This is a genomic window from Acidovorax sp. CCYZU-2555, from assembly GCF_018413525.1.
In the GTDB taxonomy this organism is placed as follows: domain Bacteria; phylum Pseudomonadota; class Gammaproteobacteria; order Burkholderiales; family Burkholderiaceae_C; genus Comamonas.
The window spans coordinates 123,650-143,750 of the sequence record NZ_JAHCDD010000003.1 but is presented as its reverse complement, the minus strand read 5'-3'; the positions used below and the strand labels follow the sequence as shown (position 1 = coordinate 143,750).

The following is a 20,101-nucleotide window of genomic DNA, read 5'->3' as shown; positions in this document are numbered from 1 at the left end:
GGGCCTGGCCCGCCAGATCGGCTTCGGCGGCCGCGAGCATGCGCTGCATTTCGGCGGGCTGGGGCCCGCCATGGGTTTGGCGATTGCGCACTATGCCCACCGGGTCCAGCGTGGCGCGGAACGCGGCCTCGCTCAGCGGAAACACCGGGTCGCCCTCGGGCATTTCCGCGGCAATGGTGTGGGCGTAGATGGCCTGCGCATCGGCATACGAAAAATCGCTGGGGCGCACATCATGCTGCTTGGCATGGGTGACCATTTCGGAGGCGAAATGGTGGCCTACGCGAAACGGCAGCAGATGCTCGCGCATCAGCACATCGGCGACTTCCTGCGAGGCCGTCCAGTCGAGGTTGAGCTCTTCCAGCGCACGCGCGGCGTTGAGTTCCAGGCCTTGCAGCACGCGGGCGAACATCGCCAGCATGTCGACCGCGCAGCGCAGCACTTCGACGTTCTCCGCAACCACCTTGGCATCGTTCATTCCCGGCGGAATGTTGTGCGCGTGCCAGGTGCGGCCGGCTGCGAGCGTGAGCACGCGCGAGGCCTTGGTGCGGGTGTCTATCAGCAGGCCGGGGTTGCGCTTTTGCGGCATGGCGCTCGACACATAGGTGTTGCCGCCGCCTTCGCGCAGCAGTATCCAGGGCCGGGGCTGGGCGTACTGCAGCGTCACGTCCTGGATGAACGCGCCCACATGCAATGCCATGGTCGTGACCAGATGGCCGATTTCCACGGGCATCTCGGCGCCGTGGATCTGACCCGCATCGTAGGCGTTGTCGACCAGGCCGTCGAAGCCCAGATACGCGGCCATCTTTTCGCGGTCCAGCGGCCAGCCCGTGCCGTTGAGCACCGTGGTGCCCATGGGCGACAGGTTGAGGCGCGCATACATCTGCTGCAGCCGCTGCGCGTCGCGCTGCAGGCCGCAGGCATGGCCCAGCAGATAGTGGCCGTAGCTGTTGGGCTGGGCGGCGACGCCGTTGGTGTAGTTGGGCACGATGGCATCCGCGTGTTCGCGCGCCATGGCGACCAGCACTTCGCCGGTCTGCCGCAACTGGTCCGCGAGGCCCAGGATTTCATCGCGCAGGATCGCGTGGCGCACGGCCACCAGCATGTCCTGGCTGGAGCGGCCCGCATGCAGCAAGGTCGCCTCGACGCCCGCCGCGCGAATCAGCAACGGCTCGAACGTGATGACCAGGGAGGGACGCTCGGCGCCGGGCCCGCCAGCGGCCTGCAGCACGCCTTGCAGGCCCTGCGCGATGCGCCTGGCGGCCTGGGCCTGCAGCAGGCCTTGCCGCGCGTTGATGACCGCGCTGGCCTTGTTGATCTGACCCAGCCAGAAGAAGTCGTCTCTCGGTGTCGCGGTGGTCGTCATGGTGAGGGAATAAGGAAATGGAAAGTCGTGCGCTTCACAACGGGTCCACGCAGGCCCGGTCGCGCCCCATCTGCTTGGCTTGCAGCATGGCCAGGTCCGCACGGTGCAGTGTCTGCACCACCGATTCGCCCGTGCGCATGCCGGCGATGCCGGCCGACACCGTGAGCCGCGCATCGGGCCGCGGCACCTGGGCCAGCAGCAGGCGCAGACGGTCGGCGAGCGCACAGGCCGAGTGTTCGGTCTGATCGGGCAGCAGCACGCAGAACTCCTCGCCGCCGAGCCGGCCGAACACATCGCTGGCACGCAGGGAATGCTTGAGCACGTCGGACATGCCGCGCAGCACGGCGTCGCCGGCCGCATGGCCATGGCCGTCGTTGAGGCGCTTGAAATGGTCGATGTCGAGGTACAGCAGCGTCAGCGGCGCGCCGGTGGCGCGGGCCCGGACGGCGGCTTTTTCGGCCTGCTGCAGGAACTCGGCGCGGCTGCTCGCGCCGGTGAGCGTGTCGGTCACCGACAGCTCGGCAAGCCGGCATTCCTGCTCGAACGCACGGTGCTGCGAGTCCTGGATGCGCATGTGGCTCACAAAGCCCGTGACCAGCGCCATGCCCGCGAACAGCAGGCTGAAAACGGTGTCGGTGCGGCTCGCCGTGTGGTCGATGATGAACGGCAGGAAGCAGGCATAGCTGACCAGCGCGCCCCCTATCCACTGGCGCAGCGTGATCCAGAAGAAGCTGGTGGTGAGCACGATGATCACGGCCGCGGGCAGGAAGTACATCAGCGGCCGGTCGGTGCCCAGGGCGCCGAGATAGCTGTTCAAGCTGACCGTGGCGATGGTCGCCATGCAGCACCAGCCGTAGGCGCGCACCGAAGGTGCATAGACGATCAGATAGGCGAACAGCGCCGTGAGCGGCAGCAGCGCCACACGCAGCGCGATGAACTCGGGGTCGGGAATCAGCAGCCGCGCGAGCAGCGCGACCACCGAGCCCATGACGGCCGTCACGCCCATCTCGACGGCCGTGCCCTGCAGGCGCTTGAGCGTCTGCTCGCGATAGGCCTGCTCGCGCTCGGCAGGGGCTTGCAGGCCCATCAGCTTGCGATGCGGCATGGTGGGCAGGCTCAGCCGCGCAGGCGCTCGATCAGCCCGTTGAGCTCTTCCAGCGAGCCGAACTGTATGGACACTTCGCCCATGTCCTGCACCTTGCCGCGGCGGCGCACGCGCTTCTTGACGCGCACTTCGACCTGGGCCATCAACAGGTCGGACAGCTCTTCCTCGATGCGCTTGATATCGCGCGACTTGTCCTTCTTCGCGGTCTGGGGCTTGAGGCTGAAGTCTTCGCCCATCTTCTTGACCAGCGTCTCGGCTTCGCGCACCGACAGCTTGCGCCCCGCGATCTGGTTGCCGGCCGTGATCTGCGTCGCCTTGTCGAGCGACAGCAGCGCGCGCGCATGGCCCATGTCGATGTCGCCGGCCATCAGCATTTCCTGCACCGGCTCGGCCAGGTTCAGCAGGCGCAGCAGGTTGGACGCCGCCGAGCGCGAGCGCCCCACGGACTGCGCGGCCTGCTCGTGCGTGAGGCCGAATTCATTGACCAGGCGCGCCAGGCCCTGGGCCTCTTCGAGCGGGTTCAGGTCTTCGCGCTGGATGTTCTCGATCAGCGCCATGGCCGCGGCGGCCTCGTCGGCGACCGCGCGCACCAGCACCGGCACGCTCTCCAGACCCGCGATGCGCGCCGCGCGGAAACGGCGTTCGCCGGCGATGATTTCGTACTGGCCGGCGTTCGCGCCCTTGGCCAGGCGGCGCACCAGGATGGGCTGCATGATGCCCTGGGCCTTGATGCTTTCAGCGAGCTCGTACAGCGCGCCTTCGTCCATGCGCGTGCGCGGCTGGTACTGGCCGGCGACCATCTGGTCCAGCCGCAGTTCGTGGGGCGTTGCCGCCGCGTCGGTCTGCACGGCAGACTCCTCGACCTTGGGGCCGAGCAATGCTTCCAGGCCGCGGCCCAGGCCCTTGGGTTTCTTTGTCACCATGGCTTCAGTCTTTCAAAAGGGTTTGCAGCAGCGCACGACCCGCATCCCAGTCACCCTGGGTCGGGTCCGCCGCCATGTCGTCAGGCGCCACATACGTTGCGCCCCAGGCCTGGGCCAGGGCTTGCGCGCGTTGCGGGCTGCACGCCGCAGGCTGCGCGCGGGCCACGAGAATGCTGGGAAAAGGCAGGCGCTGCAGCGCGATCGGCGACCAGCCGGGCAGCTGCTCGCGCAGCGCGGGCTGTTCCACGTCGAGCGGCGCGACCAGCAGCGCGCCGCGCACCTTGGCCGCCGCCGGCGAGTGCGCGGCCCACCAGGCCGCGAGCACGCAGCCCAGGCCGCTGGCGACCAGCACCACCGGGGCGGGCGCGTCGACCAGCGTCTCCTGCAGGCGCGCGCTCCAGTCGCCGCGCAGCGGCCGCTGCCAGTCGTGCTGCTCGAGCAGCGCATCGCCATGCAGGGCTTGCCAGCGCGCGAGCCAGGGCTCGGCATGGGACTGCGGCCCGCCATCGGGCAGCAGCCAGACCTGAGGCGAGGGAGAGAGAGAAGAAGACGCGAACACCGGCTTCACATCTTCTGGATGCGATCCACCATCTCGCGCGCGAACTCGATGAACGCCTTGCTGCCCTTGGCCGACGGGTCGAACACCACGCCGGGAACGCCATAGCTGGGCGCCTCGGCCAGGCGCACATTGCGCGGAATCACGGTGTTGAACACCTTGTCGCCGAAATGGTCCTTGAGCTGGTCGCTGACCTGCTGCTGCAGCGTGGTGCGGGTATCGAACATCACGCGCAGCAGGCCGATGATCTGCAGATCGGGGTTCAGATTGGCGTGCACCTGCTTGATGGTGTTGACCAGGTCGGTCAGGCCTTCGAGCGCGAAGTATTCGCACTGCATGGGCACGACCACGCCATTGGCCGCGCACAGGCCGTTGAGCGTGAGCATGGACAGGCTGGGCGGGCAATCGATCAGCACGAAGTCGTAGTCGGCATCCACGGCCGCGAGCGCTCCCTTGAGGCGCTTGTCGCGGCGCTCCAGCGCCACCAGTTCGATCTCCGCGCCCGTGAGTTCACGGTTGGCGCCGAGCACGTGGTAGCCGACTTTCTCGGAAAACACCGCGGCCTCCTGCACCGACGCATTCTCGAGCAGCACGTCGTAGACCGTGAGCTCGAGGCTGCGCTTGTCGACCCCCGAACCCATGGTCGCATTGCCCTGCGGGTCCATGTCGATCAGCAGCACGCGCTGGCCGATCTTGGCCAGGCCCGCAGCCAGGTTCACGCAGGTGGTGGTTTTGCCGACGCCACCTTTTTGGTTGGCAATACAGAAGATCTTGGCCATAGGGCTTTCGGATAACTTATTTGGAAATGGCCAGCTTGATGCCAAAGCCGATGAGGAAAGTGCCCGCCGTCTTCTCGAGCGCCTGCACGATGCGCGGGCTGGCGCGCAGGCGGTCGGCCAGGAAGTGCGTCAGCAGCACGACGGTCAGGCAGTAGAGAAAAGTCAGCGCCGCCACGGTCACGGCCATCACCGCGAACGTGCTCAGTCCCTGGTGCGTTGCCGGATCGACGAACAGCGGAAAAAACGCCATGTAGAAAACGATGGCCTTGGGGTTGAGCAAGGTGATCAGTGCGCCCTGGCGGAAATAGTGGTGCGGCTGCATCTTGAGCACCGGCTGGCTGCCGGGCTTGGCCAGCAGCATGCGGCAACCGAGCCAGGCCAGGTAGCCCGCGCCCAGCCATTGCAGCGCGGCGAACGCCGCGGGATGGGCCGCGAGCAGCGCCGCCATGCCCGCCACGGCCAGCCACATCAGCACCTGGTCGGCGGCGATCACGCCGCCGCAGGCGGCCATGCCGGCGCGTATGCCGCCCTGCCCCGTCGACGTGATCAGCGCGAGATTTCCGGGGCCGGGAATCAGCAAGAACAGGATGATGGCCGCGACGAACGCGCCGTAATCAGCAACGCCAAACATGATTTTCCCGGCAACAAAAGTCTGCAGTTTATGCGAGACGCGTGTAATGCACCGTCATCGACAACCCAGCGCGCTTGCGCCCAAGGGATTACACGGCCCGCATCCAGACGATGCAGCGCTCGGCGTCCAGCGCCGGAACCTGCAGTTGTTCCACGTGAAACACCTGCACGTCAGCGGGCAGCGCGGCGATTTCATCGGCCGGATGCTTGCCCTTCATCGCGAACCAGACGCCGTCGGCGGCCAGCGCCGAGCGCGACCACTTGGTGAAGTCGGGCAGCGAGGCAAACGCCCGGCAGCTGACCACGGCATAGGGGGTGGTCAGCGATTCAACGCGCGCGTGAATGCCGCGCAGGTTGCGCAGCTTCAGGCTCGCCGCGGCCTGCTGGATGAACGCCGCCTTCTTGGCCACGGTATCCACACAGCTGACGTCGATTTCGGGGCAGCAGATGGCGAACACCACGCCCGGCAGACCGCCGCCCGAGCCCACGTCGAGCAACGGCGTCAGCGCGCCTTCAACGCGCGCCAGGCCCTGTACATGCTTTTGCAGCGGCGCGACCGCCGCGAGGCTGTCGAGCAGATGGTGGGTGAGCATCTCCTGCGGATCGCGCACGGCCGTGAGGTTGTAGACCTTGTTCCATTTCTGCAGCAAGGTGAGGAAGTCGAGCAGCAGATCGACCTGGGTCGTCGACAGCGACAGGCCCAGCTTCGCAATGCCCTGCTCCAGCGCGGGTCGCAGCGCGGCGCTCATGCGGCTTCTCCCTTGGCGACCGGCGTGAAGCCGCGGAAGCCGCCTTTCTTCAGGTGCACCATCAGCAGCGAAATCGTCGCCGGCGTGATGCCCGAAATGCGCGAGGCCTGGCCCAGCGTTTCGGGGCGGTGCTTCTGCAGCGTCTGGCGGGCTTCGAAGGAAAGCGCCGTGACCTGCAGGTAGTCGAGGTCGGCCGGCAGCCGTTGATGTTCGAGATGGGCGGCGCGCTCGACTTCGTCTTTCTGCCGATCGATGTAGCCCGCGTACTTGGCCGCGATCTCGACCTGCTCGATCACCGACTCGCTCAGATCGCCCAGGGTTTCACGTGAAACATCGGTCGACACGTACTTGCCGTTGTCCAGGCTCACAAGCTGTGGATAACTCACATCGGGCCGGCGCAGCAGCTCGAACAGGCTGTACTCATGCTCGATCGCCTTGCCCAGCACGCGCGCCGACTCTTCGGCCGGCAGGTTGCGCGGGCTGACCCAGGTCGACTTGAGGCGCTGCGTTTCGCGCTCCACGGCTTCGCGCTTGCGGCTGAAGGCTTCCCAGCGCGCGTCGTCGACCAGGCCCAGGCGGCGGCCGGTTTCGGTCAGGCGCATGTCGGCATTGTCTTCACGCAGCTGCAGGCGGAATTCGGCGCGGCTGGTGAACATGCGGTAGGGCTCGGTCACGCCCTTGGTGATCAGGTCGTCGACCAGCACGCCCAGATAGGCTTCGTCGCGGCCTGGCGTCCAGGGCGCGTCGCCGCGCGCCTGCAGCGCCGCGTTCAGGCCCGCGAACAGGCCTTGCGCCGCGGCCTCTTCATAGCCCGTCGTGCCGTTGATCTGGCCGGCGAAGAACAGGCCGTTGATCTGCTTGGTCTCGAAGCTGGCCTTGAGCGAGCGCGGATCGAAATAGTCGTATTCGATCGCATAGCCGGGACGCAGGATGTGGGCGTTCTCCAGGCCCTTCATCGAGCGCACCAGTTCGTACTGGATGTCGAATGGCAGGCTGGTCGAGATGCCGTTGGGGTAGTACTCGTGCGTGGTCAGGCCTTCGGGCTCGAGAAAGATCTGGTGGCTGTCCTTGTCGGCGAAGCGATTGATCTTGTCTTCGACGCTGGGGCAGTAGCGCGGGCCCACGCCTTCGATCTTGCCGGTGAACATAGGGCTGCGGTCGAAGCCCGAGCGGATGATGTCGTGCGTGCGCTCATTGGTGTGCGTGACCCAGCAAGGCATCTGCTGCGGATGCATGCTGGCCTTGCCCATGTAGCTGAACACCGGCAGCTGGCCTTCGTTGATGCCCCCGGGCATGCCGTCGCCGGGCTGGGCTTCGCATTGCGAGAAGTCGATGCTGCGGCCGTCGATGCGCGGCGGCGTGCCGGTCTTGAGCCGGCCCTGGGGCAGTTGCAATTCCTTGAGGCGCGCCGACAGGCTCACCGCCGGCGGATCGCCCGCGCGGCCCGCTGCGTAATTGTTCAGTCCCACGTGGATCTTGCCGTCGAGGAAAGTGCCGGCCGTGAGCACCACGGTGCGCGCACGGAAACGGATGCCGACCTGCGTGACCGCGCCGACCACGCGGTCGCCTTCGACCATCAGGTCATCGACCGCCTGCTGGAACAGCCACAGGTTGGGCTGGTTCTCGAGCATGCGGCGGATCGCGGCCTTGTAGAGAATGCGGTCGGCCTGGGCGCGCGTGGCGCGCACTGCCGGACCCTTGGAGCTGTTGAGGATGCGGAACTGTATGCCGCCCTCGTCCGTGGCCAGCGCCATCGCGCCGCCCAGCGCATCGACTTCCTTGACCAGATGGCCCTTGCCTATACCGCCGATCGACGGGTTGCAGCTCATCTGGCCCAGCGTCTCGATGTTGTGGGTCAGCAGCAGCGTCTTGCTGCCCATGCGGGCGGCCGCCAGCGCGGCCTCGGTGCCGGCGTGGCCTCCGCCGACGACGATGACATCAAATTCTTGGGGATACAACATGCAATAGCTCCGCGGGCCAATGCTTGGTTCATAGGCCCTAATCTGTACGCAGCGCGCCTGCGCCGGCCCGCGCCACGGATGACCCCTGTAGCCATCCTTGCGGGAGAACCAGCAATTTTCCCACTTTTGCGTGTTTTTCGCCGTTTGACCCCAGGCCACCACGCGAACAGGCAGGAAACCGGCGTACATAGCGACCGCGCGCGGCGCGTTAGCATGGTGCCGTCACCACTTCACTTTATTCCGACCATGAAGCTTTACTACAGCCCCGGCGCGTGTTCGCTGTCCCCACAGATCGTGCTGCAGGAATCCGGCCTGGCCTACGAGCCCGTGCTCGCCAGCACCAAGACCCACCAGCTCGCCGACGGCACCGATTACTACGGCATCAACCCGCTGGGCTATGTGCCCCTGCTCGAGCTCGACAACGGCGCGCGTCTGCGTGAAGGCCCGGCCATCGTCCAGTACATCGCCGACCAGGTGCCCGAGAAGAACCTCGCGCCCGCCAACGGCAGCTTCGAGCGCTACAAGCTGCAGGAATGGCTCAACTTCATCGGCACCGAAATCCACAAGGGTTTCGGTCCGCTGTTCAAGCCGACCACGCCCGAGAACTACAAGCCGATCGCGCTCGAAGCGCTGACCAAGCGCCTGCAATGGGTGGATCAGCAACTGGCCGGCAAGAGCTATCTGATGGGCGAGCAATTCAGCGTCGCCGACGCCTATCTCTACACGGTTTCGCGCTGGGCCGGCTTCGTCGGCCTCGACCTGTCGGGCCTGGCCAACATCCTGGCCTTCCAGCAGCGCATGGCGCAGCGGCCAGCGGTGCAGGCGGCGTTGAAGATCGAAGGACAGAAGTAATCTTCATTGGAGGGCGGACCGCTCATGGTCCACGGGGCCGCCCAGGCAAGCTCACCACGCCCGTTTTCCCCCGTTCGTCCTGAGCCTGTCGAAGGATGAACGGCCGGTCCTCAGAAAAGGATCCATACGCGCCCCGTCTTGATCCAGTCGAACGACTCTTGCCAGATAAAAAAGCCGCGGCCCTGTTTCACGTGAAACACGCCCGCGGCTTCGCATACCGTTACCGCCAGCGCGGGCGAACCATGTCTGCTAAGGTTTTTGCTTACCTGAACAGCCAGAAAGCACTCCATGCCTACCTTGTTCGATCCCCTGCGCGCCGGCAAGCTGCAACTGCCCAACCGCATCGCCATGGCCCCGCTGACGCGCAACCGCGCGCCCGATGCCATTCCCACGAAACTGATGGCCACGCACTACGCCCAGCGCGCGAGCGCCGGGCTGCTGATCAGCGAAGCCACGGCGATCAGCCAGCAGGGCCAGGGCTACTCGGATGTGCCAGGCCTTTACGGATCGGAACAGCTCGAAGGCTGGAAGCGCGTGACCGACGCCGTGCACGACGCCGGCGGGCGCATCGTGACCCAGCTCTGGCATGTGGGCCGGATCTCGCATGAACTGCTGCAGCCGGGCCACCACGCGCCCGTGGCGCCCTCGGCGATCACCGCCAAGGCCAAGACCTACCTGATAGACCCGCAGACCGGCAAGGGCCGTTTCGTGCCCACCTCGGCGCCGCGCGCGCTGCTGGCGTCCGAGCTGCCTGAAATTGTCCACAGCTTCGTCGCCGCGGCGCGCAATGCCGTGCAGGGCGCGGGCTTCGACGGCATAGAGATCCATGCGGCCAACGGCTATCTGCTCGACCAGTTTCTCAAGACCGGCGCCAACCACCGCGGCGACGACTACGGCGGCAGCATCGCCAACCGCGCGCGCCTGCTGCTCGAAGTGACGCGGGCCATCGCCGATGCGATCGGCGGCGGCCGTACCGGCATACGCCTGTCGCCCGTGACGCCGGCCAACGACATCGTCGATGCCGATCCGCAGCCGCTGTTCGAGCATGTGGTGCGCGAGCTCGCTCCGCTGAACCTGGCCTATATCCACATCATCGAAGGCGCGACCGGCGGCCCGCGCCAACTGCCCGACCGCCCCTTCGACTACCCCGCGCTGCACTCGGCCTACCTCATGGCCGGCGGCCAGGGCGCGTGGATGGTCAACAACGGCTATGACCGTGCGAGCGCCATGCAGGCCGTGGCCAGCGGCTATGCCGACATCGTCGCGTTCGGCAAACCGTTCATTTCCAACCCCGACCTGGTGCGCCGCCTGCACGACAACCTGCCGCTCGCGCCCTGGGACCAGGACCGCTTCTACGGCGGCGGCGCAGAAGGCTATACCGACTACCCGCGCTCAGCGATGACGCATCCGGCGCGATGATGCGATTGCACACCACCTGCACGCGGCTTTGCCCGTAGCTCACCTGGCTGTTGTACTTGCCCAGGATGCGTGGACCCTGCGGATCAACAGCATGCGGGCTGCAGGAAGTTGCCGATGCGCACGGCCGAGCCGCTCGTCGTCAGGCCCAGCCAGGCAAACGACCGGAACCGGCCTGCATTGCCTGCAGCGCCTCCTCGATCAAATGTTGCGAAGATGCAACATATGGCTTAGCCGTTCGGCGCCCTCTTCGGATGCAACGAATGCCTCGACGCCGAGGAATTTGGCACTAGGCGTTGAGTGCGCTTGGCCTTGAACCCAGTGCACGTTTGCGTGATATCTCCTCTCTGCACGGCAGGCGGAGACAGAAGGAGAAGAGCGGGGAGCGCCAGGACGGATCTTCGACCGGCGGATCCTCCGGCGGCGCGACTTGCCGCACAAGCCACCGATCAGGATATCAAGAGCTCAGAGCCGGGCATCTTTGCAATTCTTTACTAATGCGACTCATTATCATTACAATTTCGATTCTCTCGCAAGACAGGTGTCCCGTCATCAGGATGCCTGCCAGCGCCCACTGCTGCTGCCTCCATCCCGGACCCTTTGCATGCCCTCTTTGTCCTCCCGCGCCGCGCTGCGTTCGCGCGCGCCTGTTGCTTCTTCCTCTCGCTCACCCGCCCGCGCTGCCAGCCTGTTCGTCCTGACGCCGCTGGCTTTGTGTCTGGCGCAATCGGCCTGGGCGCAGGCCGCCGATACAGCGGCCGCCACCGCGCCCCAACTCCAGGAAGTGCGCATTAACGCCAGCACCGAAAAAGACATGGGCTTTGCCCCTGTGGAAGCCCAGACCGCTGGCAAGGCGCCCATGCGGCGGCTGGAGACGCCGCAGTCGGTCAGTGTGGTGACGCGCGAGCAGATGGAGTCGCGCCAGATCACCAACGTGCAGCAGGCGCTGCAGACCGTGGCGGGGGTCAGCCCCGTGAACTTCGGGCGCCGGGGTTTCGATGACCTGAACATCCGCGGCTTCCGCTCGACCGAGTCCATTCTGGTCGATGGCCTGGTGCAAAGCCCCGGCATGTGGGCCAAGCTGCAGCCCTATGGGTACGAGCGCTTCGAGGTGCTCAAGGGCTCGGCCTCGGTGCTGTATGGCCAGGTGCAGCCCGGCGGTATCGTCAACGCGGTGAGCAAGCGCCCGCGCAAGGAGCCGCTGAACGAGGTGGGTGTGGAGGTGGGCAGCTTTGGCCAGCGCACGCTGCAGGCCGATGTGAACCGGCCGCTGTCCGAGTCGGGCAAGACGGCGCTGCGCATCAATGCGCAGGTGACGAATGCCGACGACCCGACGCAGTTCATCTACCGCAAGGACCGCTGGTTCGCACCGTCGCTCTCCATCGACCTGGGGCCGCAGACCGACCTGGTGCTGTTTGCCACCTACAGCCGCAGCGAATGGATGCGCCAGCAGGGCATCACGCCCTATGGCACGCTGCTGCCCAACCGCAACGGCACGTTGTCGCGCACGATGTTCACGGGCGAGCCGGCGTTCGGCGTGTATGACGTGGAGAGCACCACCATTGGCTATGCGCTGGAGCACCAGGTCTCGCCGGACATGACATTCCGCCAGAACGTGCGCTACGAGACCGAGAAGGGCACGGGCAACTTCGTTTCCAACCAGGCGCTGCAGGCCAACCAGCGGCTGCAGAATCGCAGTGCCTCGCGCCAGTATATGGACTATGACCTGCTGGCCACCGACACCTCGCTGCTCACGCGTTTCGAGGCGCTGGGCATGAAACACCAACTGGTGACGGGCCTGGATGCGCGCAGCGGCCACAGCTTGCTGGCCAGTCGCAGTTGCTCCATTGCCGCGCTGGACCTGTTTGCGCCGACCTACGGCGTGCAGGCCAACTGCCCTGCCAACCTGACCAGCGACGCGCCCGGCAAGCTCACCGTGGGCGCGCTGTACGCGCAGGACCAGATCAAATTCGGCCAGGGCTGGACGGCCCTGGTGGGCCTGCGCCGCGACTGGTCCACCAACGACACGGACAACCGCATCAGGAGCGTGCAGACGCGCCAGAAGGACAGCGCCACCACGCTGTCGGCCGGCCTGGTGTACGAGTTCCAGCCCGGCTGGGCGGCGTACGGCAGCTATGGCGAGTCGTTCCTGCCCACCACGGGTCTGGCTTTCAACGGCGCGCCATTCGTGCCCGAGACCGGCAAGCAGTGGGAAGCCGGCCTGAAGTACGAAGCACCGGGCGGCCAGCTGACCGGCGCGCTGGCCGTGTTCGACCTGGTGCGCGAGAACGTGACCACGGCCGACACGGTGAACACCGGTTTCAGCGTGCAGACCGGCCAGCAGCGTGCGCGCGGGCTGGAGCTGGAACTGGGCGCCGACCTCAAGAACGGCTGGAAGCTGACCAGCGCCTACACCTACACGCAGACCAAGGTCACGCGCGACAACAACGCGGCCATCGTGGGCCTGCCGCTCAACCTCACGCCGCGCCACACGCTCACGGCCTGGGCCACCTACAAGCTGCCGCAGTACCCGCTCGTGACGCTGGGCCTGGGCGGGCGCTATGTGAGCGAGCAGGTTGGCTCCTACCCCTTCACCCTGCCCTCGTACATGGTGGCCGATGCCTCCATCAGCTACGCGGGCCCGAACTACCGCCTCACGGCCGGGGTGAAAAACCTGTTCAACAAGGCCTACTACGACGGCGCGATCAACGCCAACGTGATCTCGCCCGCGCTGGCGCGCAACTTCAGCCTGGGGCTGACGTACTTCTTCTGAAACCGTTCATTCCACACCGCCAGCCTATATGACCAGCCAGCGAACTTTGAACCGCCTGTTCGTCCTGCACTCGTGGGCGGGCATCGTCACGGGCTTGTTGATGTTCATCGTGTGCTTCTCGGGCGCGGTGGTGGTGTTCAAGAACGAGATCGATCTGTGGGCCAACCCCTCGCTGGAGGGGCTGCCGCGCACGCAGCCGCCCGCGCCGCTCGATACAGTCCTGGCGCAGTTGCAAGCGCGCTATCCGGGCGTCACGGTGGAGACCATCGCCCTGCCGGACGACGTGAACCCCAACTACTTCGCCCATGTGCGCGAACGCGGCGCGCCCGCCAGCCAGCGCACCAAGGTGGCCCTGCGCTCGGACACAGGCGCCGTGGTGGGACCGGTGGACAGCCAGCTCGGCCAGTACCTGCGCATGCTGCATGTGTTTCTGTTCTTCGGACCGCGCTGGATCGTGGGCTTTCTGGGCGCGGCCATGCTGGTGCTGATTGGCACGGGCATCGTCATCCACCGCAAGATCTTGGCTGAGCTGTTCACCCAGCGCTGGGGCCGAAGCTTTCGCGTGGTGATGTCGGACCTGCACAAGTCCGCCGGCATCTGGGGGCTGGGCTTTCATATCCTGATCGCGGCCACGGGCGCCTGGCTGGGGCTGGCGCCGTTGTTCGAACAGGGCACCAAATACGTGATGGCAGGCGCGCCTGCGGCCAGCGCCACGCGCAGGCCGCCCGCTGCGCCGCCTGCTGCGCCCATGCAGTCGCTAGACGCGCTGTACCGCAGCGCCCAACAAGCCGTGCCGGGGCTGCAGGCGCGCCATGTGTCGCTGCGCCGCTGGGGTACCACGGCCGCCGAAGCCAGCTTCACCGGCGCGCTGGCCGGCCATCTGGCCAGCACGGCGCGGGTGGACATGAACGCCGCCACGGGCCAGGCCAAGAAGGCGCTGGACCCGCGCACCGCGGGCTTCTGGTCGCTGGTCAACGGGCTCATGGAGCCGCTGCACTTTGGCGACTATGGGGGCCTGGCGCTCAAGTGGCTGTACTTCATTCTGGGCATGACGCCGGCGTTTCTGTCCATCTCGGGCACGCTGATCTGGCTGGACTCGCGCCAGCAGCGGCGGCGCGAGGCACAGCAACCGTCCGGCGTGCAAGGAGGGCTGCAGGCATGACGTCCAAGGCTGAGGCCCCCCAGGCGTCCTTTGCGGTGCGCTGTTTCCTGGCGCTGCATGCCACCGTGCCCGCCGCCATGCTGGTGGCCATGCTTGTGCACCTGTGGCCGCCGGCCGGCCTGGCGCCGCTGGCGCAGCGGCCGGCGTGGGCCGTGTGGACGCTGATCGCCACCTGGCTCATCACCTCGCTGCTCGCAGCCTGGGCGTTGCGCCATCTGGCGTTGTGGCGCGTGTCGCTGTGCGCGGCCGGCGCGCTGCTGGGCCTGGTCGGCGCGGCGGGCCTGGTACTGGGCGCGCCGCTGCAGTGGCCCATGCTGGCCAGCCTGGTGGCGCTGGGGGTGGTGCTGGCGGGGCTGGCTGCCTTCATCGGCCCGGCGCGCACGCAGGCGAATCGCCGCCGTGACACCCGCCGCGACAGCAACAGTCCTGCACCGCGCAGCAACCCGCGCTGGCGGTGGCCCGCCATGCCGTCCACGCAAACCCTCTCGTTCTGGCTTGCGGGCCTGCTGACGATCGAAGCGTTTCGCATCGCCCACATCGTGGCCGCCGAGCCCTCGCGCTCGGCCGGCATGCTGGGCCTGCTGGTGGCCTTCTTCCTGGTGCTGCCCGCCGCCACGCTGCAGGCCTGGTGGCCACGCGCCGCCGCCGTGCTGGCCGCGCTGGCCGCCGCGGCGCTGGCGGGACTGGCCTGGCGGTCAGGCATGGGGGTATGGGCGATTGGCGCGGCCCTGTGCCTGGCCATGGGCATCGCGGTGCTGCGCCGGCTGCAGCGGCAAGGGCTAAACGACGCAGCGCCCGCGCCCGGCAAGCGGCCGGTGGAGGGTGCGGTATGACGCACGCCCTGGCCCTGGCCTGCGCGGCCGCCGCCTGCCTGCTGGCCCTGGTGCGTTGGGCACAGGCCACGTCCACCCGCTCCTGGGGCGACGCGAGCGCAGGCTCGCAGCCGCAGCGCAAGGCCTGGTGCCTGGCACTGGGCACGCTGGCCCTGCAAACCACGGCGGCCTCGGCGATCGCCGGCCCGGCCGCAGGCATCGCCATCGCGCTCGCCTCGTGGATGGTGCTGGGCTGGAGCCTGGTACTGGCCATGAACCAGTGGCCCCAGGGCAGCCTGCTCTGGGCGCGGCGCATCGGCATCGCAGGCTGGGCCGGCTGCGTGCTGGCGCTGACGGTGCACGCACTGGCGTAGTCTTTGCTCGGGTGGCGCTGCACCATCGCGCCCAAGGACCTGCTGCTCGACGCCCCCTGGAGTCCGCCCCAGGGCCGGCTTGCATATGTTGGACTCGCCTGCGCTTTTGTTGAACCTGCTGTATCGGACTTTGACGCAGTCCGGCCAAGTTTGGTGCTGGAGTCATGGTGAAATGAAAAAAGCCCATGGCCGTGAGGCCATGGGCTTTTTGCGCAGCGTCCTGATTTAGGCGCTGATGCGCGCACGGCGCGGCGCGGGTGCCGCGAGCGAAGGCTCGACCGGCGCTGCGACCTGGCCCTGGCGGGCGCCGTAGGCGACCGCGGCGCGCATCATGCCGTTGTTGTTGTCGTCCGCGAGGCGGAACTGGCTGACCACCTGGGCCAGACGCGCCGCCTGCTCGCGCAGCGACTGGGCTGCAGCTGCCGACTCTTCGACCAGGGCCGCGTTCTGCTGCGTCATGCGGTCGATGTCGCCCACGGCCTGGTTCACCTGGCCTATGCCCGACGATTGCTCGCCCGATGCCGCGGTGATCTCGCCGATGATGTCGCCCACGCGCTGCACGCTGTTGACGATTTCCTGCATCGCCTTGCCTGCGTCCTCGACCTGGCGCACACCGCCGCCCACGGCCTGTTCGCTGCTCTGGATCAGGCCCTTGATTTCGCTCGCGGCCTGGGCCGAACGCTGTGCCAGATTGCGCACTTCACCGGCCACAACCGCAAAGCCACGGCCCTGCTCGCCCGCACGTGCGGCTTCGACGGCCGCGTTCAATGCCAGGATGTTGGTCTGGAAAGCGATCGAATCGATCAGGCCGATGATGTCGCCGATCTTGCGGCTCGACGCCGTGATCTCGTGCATGCTGACCACGGCCTGCTGCACGATCTGGCCGCCCTGCGTGGCCGTGCCCGAAGCCGAAGCCGAGAGCTGGTTGGCGAGCTGCGACGACGAAGCCGTCTGCTGCACGGTGGACGTCAGCTGCGACAGCGACGCCACGGTCTGCTGCAGGTTGCTTGCGGTCTGTTCGGTACGCGCCGACAGGTCTTCGTTGCCCGAGGCAATTTCCTGGCTGGCGGTGGCAATGCTGCCGCTCGCGTCGCGCACCTGGCGCACCATCGAGCCCAGGCCGTTTTGCATTTCCTCGAGCGCGCGCTGCAGGTCGGCGACTTCGTCGCGGCCAATCACTTCGGTGCGCTGCGACAGATCGCCTTGGGCAATCGCCAGCGTGGTCTGGCGCACGCGCTCCAGCGGACGGCAGATCGACACCATGTTGAGCAGCGTCAGCGGCACGACCAGCAGGATGGCGATCAGCACCGCGAGCGCGAACAGCCATTGGGTCTGGGTCGCCACGGCCTGTTCCTGGGCGACGAGTTCGTCGACCTGGGAATTGAGCAGCTTCTCGAGTTCGACCATCTGCTTGTCGGCTTCGGCGAACTCGGTCATGGCGTTGGCGCCCATGCGGTTGGCGATGGTCGCGGTGTCGTAGCCGCCGGCTTCGAGCTGGCGCGCCACATGCGCGAACTTCTGGCTGTAGCTGTCCAGGCGCACGAGAACGCCCTTGACCAGCGCGTTGTCCGCGTCGTCCTCACCGATGAGGAAGCGTCCGCCAATGGTCTTGGCGGATTCCAGGCCCTTGGTCCATTCGGCGCGGGCCTTGGCCACCGCTTCGGGACGCTCGTACTGGATGATCATGTCCTTTTCGGCCAGGCGCACATCGGCCATGGACTTGCGCATGTCCACCAGATGCCTGAGCTTGGTGTGCGACTGATCAATGAATTGCTGGCTCATGTCATGGATGCGCAGCATGCCCCACATCCCCGCGCCTCCCAGAAGCGCCAGCAGCGTGAGCACCATTACTATCGCGCCAATCATCCGCACCCGGATGGTGAGCATCCGCATGAGCACCAAAACATTCATGACTATCGTCCTCTTCACTGAAAAGCAAATTGCAGGAAAAACATTGTCCACCAACACGAACAAAATGTTGCAGTTTGCCAGACCTGGAGAAAAGAACTCGGCAGATTAACGGGTATAAGCCGTCTTTTTTAGCAGCAAAGCATTCGCCATAACAGTGACCGAACTCAGGGCCATGGCCGCGCCCGCGACCACGGGGCTCAGATAACCGAGCGCAGCGAGCGGAATTCCGGCCACATTGAAGGCAAACGCCCAGAACAGGTTCTGCCGGATTTTCATCACCGTGCGGTGCGAAATGTCGAGCGCCTGGGCCACCAGCCGCGGGTCGCCGCGCATCAGCGTGATGCCGGCCGCGTGCATTGCCACATCGGTGCCATTGCCCATCGCCATGCCCACATCGGCAGCGGCCAGCGCGGGCGCATCGTTGACGCCGTCGCCGACCATCGCCACGGTGTGGCCGCCTGCGCCGTCGGCGCGCAGGCGCGCGATCTGCGCGGCCTTGTCGGCCGGCAGCACTTCGGCCAACACTTCGCCCTTGTCAGGGTCCAGGCCCAGCCGGCGCGCCATCGCGTTCGCCGCGCCCTGGTTGTCGCCAGAGACCATGACCGTGCGCAGGCCGCGCGCGCGCAGCTCGGCCAGCGCCTGGGCGGCGCCAGGCTTGGGCTCGTCGCCAAAGCCCAGCAAGGCCCGCAGCCGCAGGCCGCCCGCGCCGCGTTCGGCAACGGCCGAGACCGTCGCCCCGCCCTGCTGCCATTGCGCCGCCGCCTGGGCCCAGAACGCTTCGTCCAGGCCGGGAACGGCCAGCTCGCGCATCCAGCGCAGGCTGCCGATCAGCAATTCACGGCCCTGGGCCCGGCCTTCGGTGCCGCGCCCGGGCACGGCGCGCACGGCTTCGGGCGCGTCGACATTCAGCTGCCGCTCCTGGGCGGCCTGCAGCACGGCGCGCGCCAGCGGGTGTTCGCTGCCGCTTTGCACGCTGGCCACCTGCGCCAGCACGCCGTTCTCGTCGGCATCGGGCGCGACCAGGAACTGCGTCAGCTGCGGCCGGCCCTGGGTCAGCGTGCCGGTCTTGTCGAAGGCCACGGTATCGATGCGGTGCGCCAGTTCGAGTGTCTGTGCATCCTTGATCAGAATGCCCTGCTTGGCGGCCACGCCCGTGCCGGCCATGATGGCCGTGGGCGTCGCCAGGCCCAGCGCGCAGGGGCAGGCGATGACCAGCACCGCGACCGCGTGGATCAGCGCCTCCTCGACCGGCGCGCCGGCCAGCAGCCAGCCCACGAGCGTCGCCAGGGCGATGCCCAGCACCACGGGAACGAACACCGCTGCCACCTGGTCCACGAGGCGCTGAATGGGCGCCTTGCCGGCCTGCGCGTCCTCGACCAGCCGGATGATGCGCGCCAGCACGGTCTCGTTGCCCACGGCGCGCACCAGCACCACGATGCGCCCTTCGCCGTTGATCGAACCGCCGGTCAGCGCATCGCCTGTTTCACGTGAAACAGGCAGCGGCTCGCCGGTCAGCATCGATTCGTCGACCTGCGTATGGCCTTCGTGCAGCACGCCGTCGACGGGAATGCGCTCGCCCGGCCGCACGACGATCCTGTCGCCGACCATGACTTCGGCCACGGGCACATCGACTTCACCGTCGCGGCCCAGCAGGTGGGCGGTGTCGGGACGCAGCGCATAGAGCGCGCGAATCGCTTCGGTGGTCTGGCGCTTGGCCCGGCCTTCGAGCCACTTGCCCAGCATCACCAGCGTGATCACCACGGCAGAGGCTTCAAAGTACAGATGCGGCGCAACGCCGGGCGCCGCAGTTATCCACAGCCACATCGACAGGCCCCAGCCGGCCGACGTGCCCAGCGCGACCAGCAGGTCCATATTGCCCGTGCCCGCCTTGAGCGCATGCCAGCCGGCCTTGTAGAAGCGCGCGCCCAGAATGAACTGCACCGGCGTCGCGAGCACGAACTGCAGCCACGCCGGCAGCATCCAGTGCGAACCCCAGAGCATGCCGATCATGGGCAGCACCAGCGGCAGCGACAGCGCGATGGCCAGGGCCACGGGGCCGAAATCGGCCCAGGCCGAGACTTCCTGCGGCGGGCCTTCGGTCGACAGCGTGCGCGGCTCGTAGCCCGCGTCGCGCACCGCGCGGCGCAGCCGCGCCTGCACCTGTTCGGCGTCTTCGCCCGCGGCCTGCACCTGCACGCGCACGCTTTCGGTCGCCAGATTGACCGAGGCTTGCGTGACGCCAGGCACGCGCTGCAAGGCGCGCTCGACCCGGCCCACGCAGCTGGCGCAAGTCATGCCCGAAACGCCAAAGTCCACGCTGGTGAGCGCGGGGTCCGCAGAAGGAGTCAACGATGTGTTCATGGAGCCAAGGTTAATCCTTGACGCCATGTCAAGGTCAAGCCCAGATGTGGATTACCTTGTGGATAACTATGGCGCTTGACCTTGCCATGATGTTAAGGTTCATCATGCATCCATGGCCCATCCGGCGCCAGAAGTTATCCACAGGAGAGAACCAGCATGCAACATGTATTCGAAGTCCAGGGAATGACCTGCGGCCATTGCGAGAAAGCTGTGACCCAGGCGCTGCAGCGCACCGACCCCGCGGCCAGCGTACGCATAGACCGCGCGCAAAATCGCGTCGAAGTCGACAGCGCGGCCGAGCGCCCCGCGCTGCAGGCGGCGATCCAGGAAGAAGGCTACAAAGTCGCCTGAACGCAGTGAGCAAACGCGGCGCG

17 protein-coding genes and 1 pseudogene are annotated in these 20,101 nt (G+C 67.0%); 7 read left to right on the top strand and 11 right to left on the bottom strand.

Features of this window, described 5'->3' with window-relative positions; translation table 11 throughout:
- The 8 genes from KHY18_RS02020 to mnmG all read right to left on the bottom strand — a co-directional run.
- Positions 1–1,363: argininosuccinate lyase (locus tag KHY18_RS02020; protein WP_213293712.1), on the bottom strand; the 1,363-nt coding region annotated here is incomplete at its 3' end.
- Positions 1,364–1,397: 34 nt separating this feature from the next.
- The gene (locus KHY18_RS02015; RefSeq protein ID WP_213293710.1) at positions 1,398–2,468 is read right to left on the bottom strand and encodes a GGDEF domain-containing protein; all 1,071 of its coding nucleotides are present in this window, start codon (positions 2,466–2,468) and stop codon (positions 1,398–1,400) included.
- Positions 2,469–2,479: 11 nt separating this feature from the next.
- Entirely contained in the window at positions 2,480–3,391 is a 912-nt protein-coding gene (locus tag KHY18_RS02010; protein ID WP_213293708.1) for a ParB/RepB/Spo0J family partition protein, read from the bottom strand.
- Between the two features lie 4 nt (positions 3,392–3,395).
- Entirely contained in the window at positions 3,396–3,950 is a 555-nt protein-coding gene (locus KHY18_RS02005) for an RBBP9/YdeN family alpha/beta hydrolase (RefSeq protein ID WP_213293706.1), read from the bottom strand.
- Between the two features lie 5 nt (positions 3,951–3,955).
- Positions 3,956–4,726 carry a ParA family protein gene (locus KHY18_RS02000; RefSeq protein WP_213293704.1) on the bottom strand — a complete coding sequence of 257 codons (771 nt, stop codon included), beginning with the start codon at positions 4,724–4,726 and terminating at the stop codon, positions 3,956–3,958.
- A 16-nt stretch (positions 4,727–4,742) separates the two neighbouring features.
- Complete coding sequence (locus KHY18_RS01995; RefSeq protein WP_213293702.1) at positions 4,743–5,357, bottom strand: LysE family translocator; 615 nt, start codon at positions 5,355–5,357, stop codon at positions 4,743–4,745.
- 88 nt (positions 5,358–5,445) lie between these two features.
- Complete coding sequence (gene rsmG / locus KHY18_RS01990; RefSeq protein WP_213293700.1) at positions 5,446–6,105, bottom strand: 16S rRNA (guanine(527)-N(7))-methyltransferase RsmG; 660 nt, start codon at positions 6,103–6,105, stop codon at positions 5,446–5,448.
- A complete protein-coding gene (mnmG, locus tag KHY18_RS01985) occupies positions 6,102–8,066 on the bottom strand; it encodes a tRNA uridine-5-carboxymethylaminomethyl(34) synthesis enzyme MnmG (protein ID WP_213293698.1) in 1,965 nt (654 codons plus the stop codon). Before mnmG ends, rsmG begins: the two co-directional genes overlap by 4 nt.
- 246 nt (positions 8,067–8,312) lie before the next feature.
- Between mnmG and gstA the strand changes: the two genes are divergently transcribed.
- A complete protein-coding gene (gstA, locus tag KHY18_RS01980) occupies positions 8,313–8,918 on the top strand; it encodes a glutathione transferase GstA (protein WP_213293695.1) in 606 nt (201 codons plus the stop codon).
- Between the two features lie 288 nt (positions 8,919–9,206).
- Positions 9,207–10,337, top strand: coding sequence for an alkene reductase (locus tag KHY18_RS01975; protein ID WP_213293693.1), 1,131 nt, complete (start codon positions 9,207–9,209; stop codon positions 10,335–10,337).
- On the opposite strand, the pseudogene KHY18_RS27330 reads toward KHY18_RS01975, so the two are convergent.
- Positions 10,312–10,419: pseudogene (locus KHY18_RS27330) on the bottom strand (hypothetical protein); the annotation flags it as partial. The gene KHY18_RS01975 and the pseudogene KHY18_RS27330 overlap by 26 nt on opposite strands.
- 519 nt (positions 10,420–10,938) lie before the next feature.
- On the opposite strand from KHY18_RS27330, the gene KHY18_RS01970 reads away from it, so the two are divergent.
- The 4 genes from KHY18_RS01970 to KHY18_RS01955 are packed head-to-tail and all read left to right on the top strand — an operon-like array spanning position 10,939 to position 15,455.
- Positions 10,939–13,107, top strand: coding sequence for a TonB-dependent siderophore receptor (locus KHY18_RS01970; protein ID WP_213293691.1), 2,169 nt, complete (start codon positions 10,939–10,941; stop codon positions 13,105–13,107).
- Positions 13,108–13,135: 28 nt separating this feature from the next.
- Complete coding sequence (locus KHY18_RS01965; RefSeq protein ID WP_213293689.1) at positions 13,136–14,269, top strand: PepSY-associated TM helix domain-containing protein; 1,134 nt, start codon at positions 13,136–13,138, stop codon at positions 14,267–14,269.
- Positions 14,266–15,102: a hypothetical protein gene (locus KHY18_RS01960; RefSeq protein ID WP_213293687.1), complete on the top strand. Its 837-nt coding sequence runs from the start codon at positions 14,266–14,268 to the stop codon at positions 15,100–15,102. The genes KHY18_RS01965 and KHY18_RS01960 overlap by 4 nt, the downstream gene beginning before the upstream one ends.
- Complete coding sequence (locus KHY18_RS01955; protein WP_213293685.1) at positions 15,099–15,455, top strand: hypothetical protein; 357 nt, start codon at positions 15,099–15,101, stop codon at positions 15,453–15,455. Before KHY18_RS01960 ends, KHY18_RS01955 begins: the two co-directional genes overlap by 4 nt.
- A 225-nt stretch (positions 15,456–15,680) precedes the next feature.
- Here KHY18_RS01955 and KHY18_RS01950 read toward each other — a convergent pair whose 3' ends face one another.
- Together KHY18_RS01950 and KHY18_RS01945 are read right to left on the bottom strand one after the other, a co-directional pair.
- A complete protein-coding gene (locus KHY18_RS01950; RefSeq protein WP_213293684.1) occupies positions 15,681–17,366 on the bottom strand; it encodes a methyl-accepting chemotaxis protein in 1,686 nt (561 codons plus the stop codon).
- Positions 17,367–17,471: 105 nt separating this feature from the next.
- The gene (locus tag KHY18_RS01945; RefSeq protein ID WP_213293681.1) at positions 17,472–19,727 is read right to left on the bottom strand and encodes a heavy metal translocating P-type ATPase; all 2,256 of its coding nucleotides are present in this window, start codon (positions 19,725–19,727) and stop codon (positions 17,472–17,474) included.
- A gap of 156 nt (positions 19,728–19,883) precedes the next feature.
- Between KHY18_RS01945 and KHY18_RS01940 the strand changes: the two genes are divergently transcribed.
- Positions 19,884–20,078 (top strand): heavy-metal-associated domain-containing protein, encoded by a 195-nt coding sequence (locus KHY18_RS01940; protein ID WP_213293677.1) that lies wholly within the window; start codon positions 19,884–19,886, stop codon positions 20,076–20,078.
- Positions 20,079–20,101 lie beyond the last annotated feature (23 nt).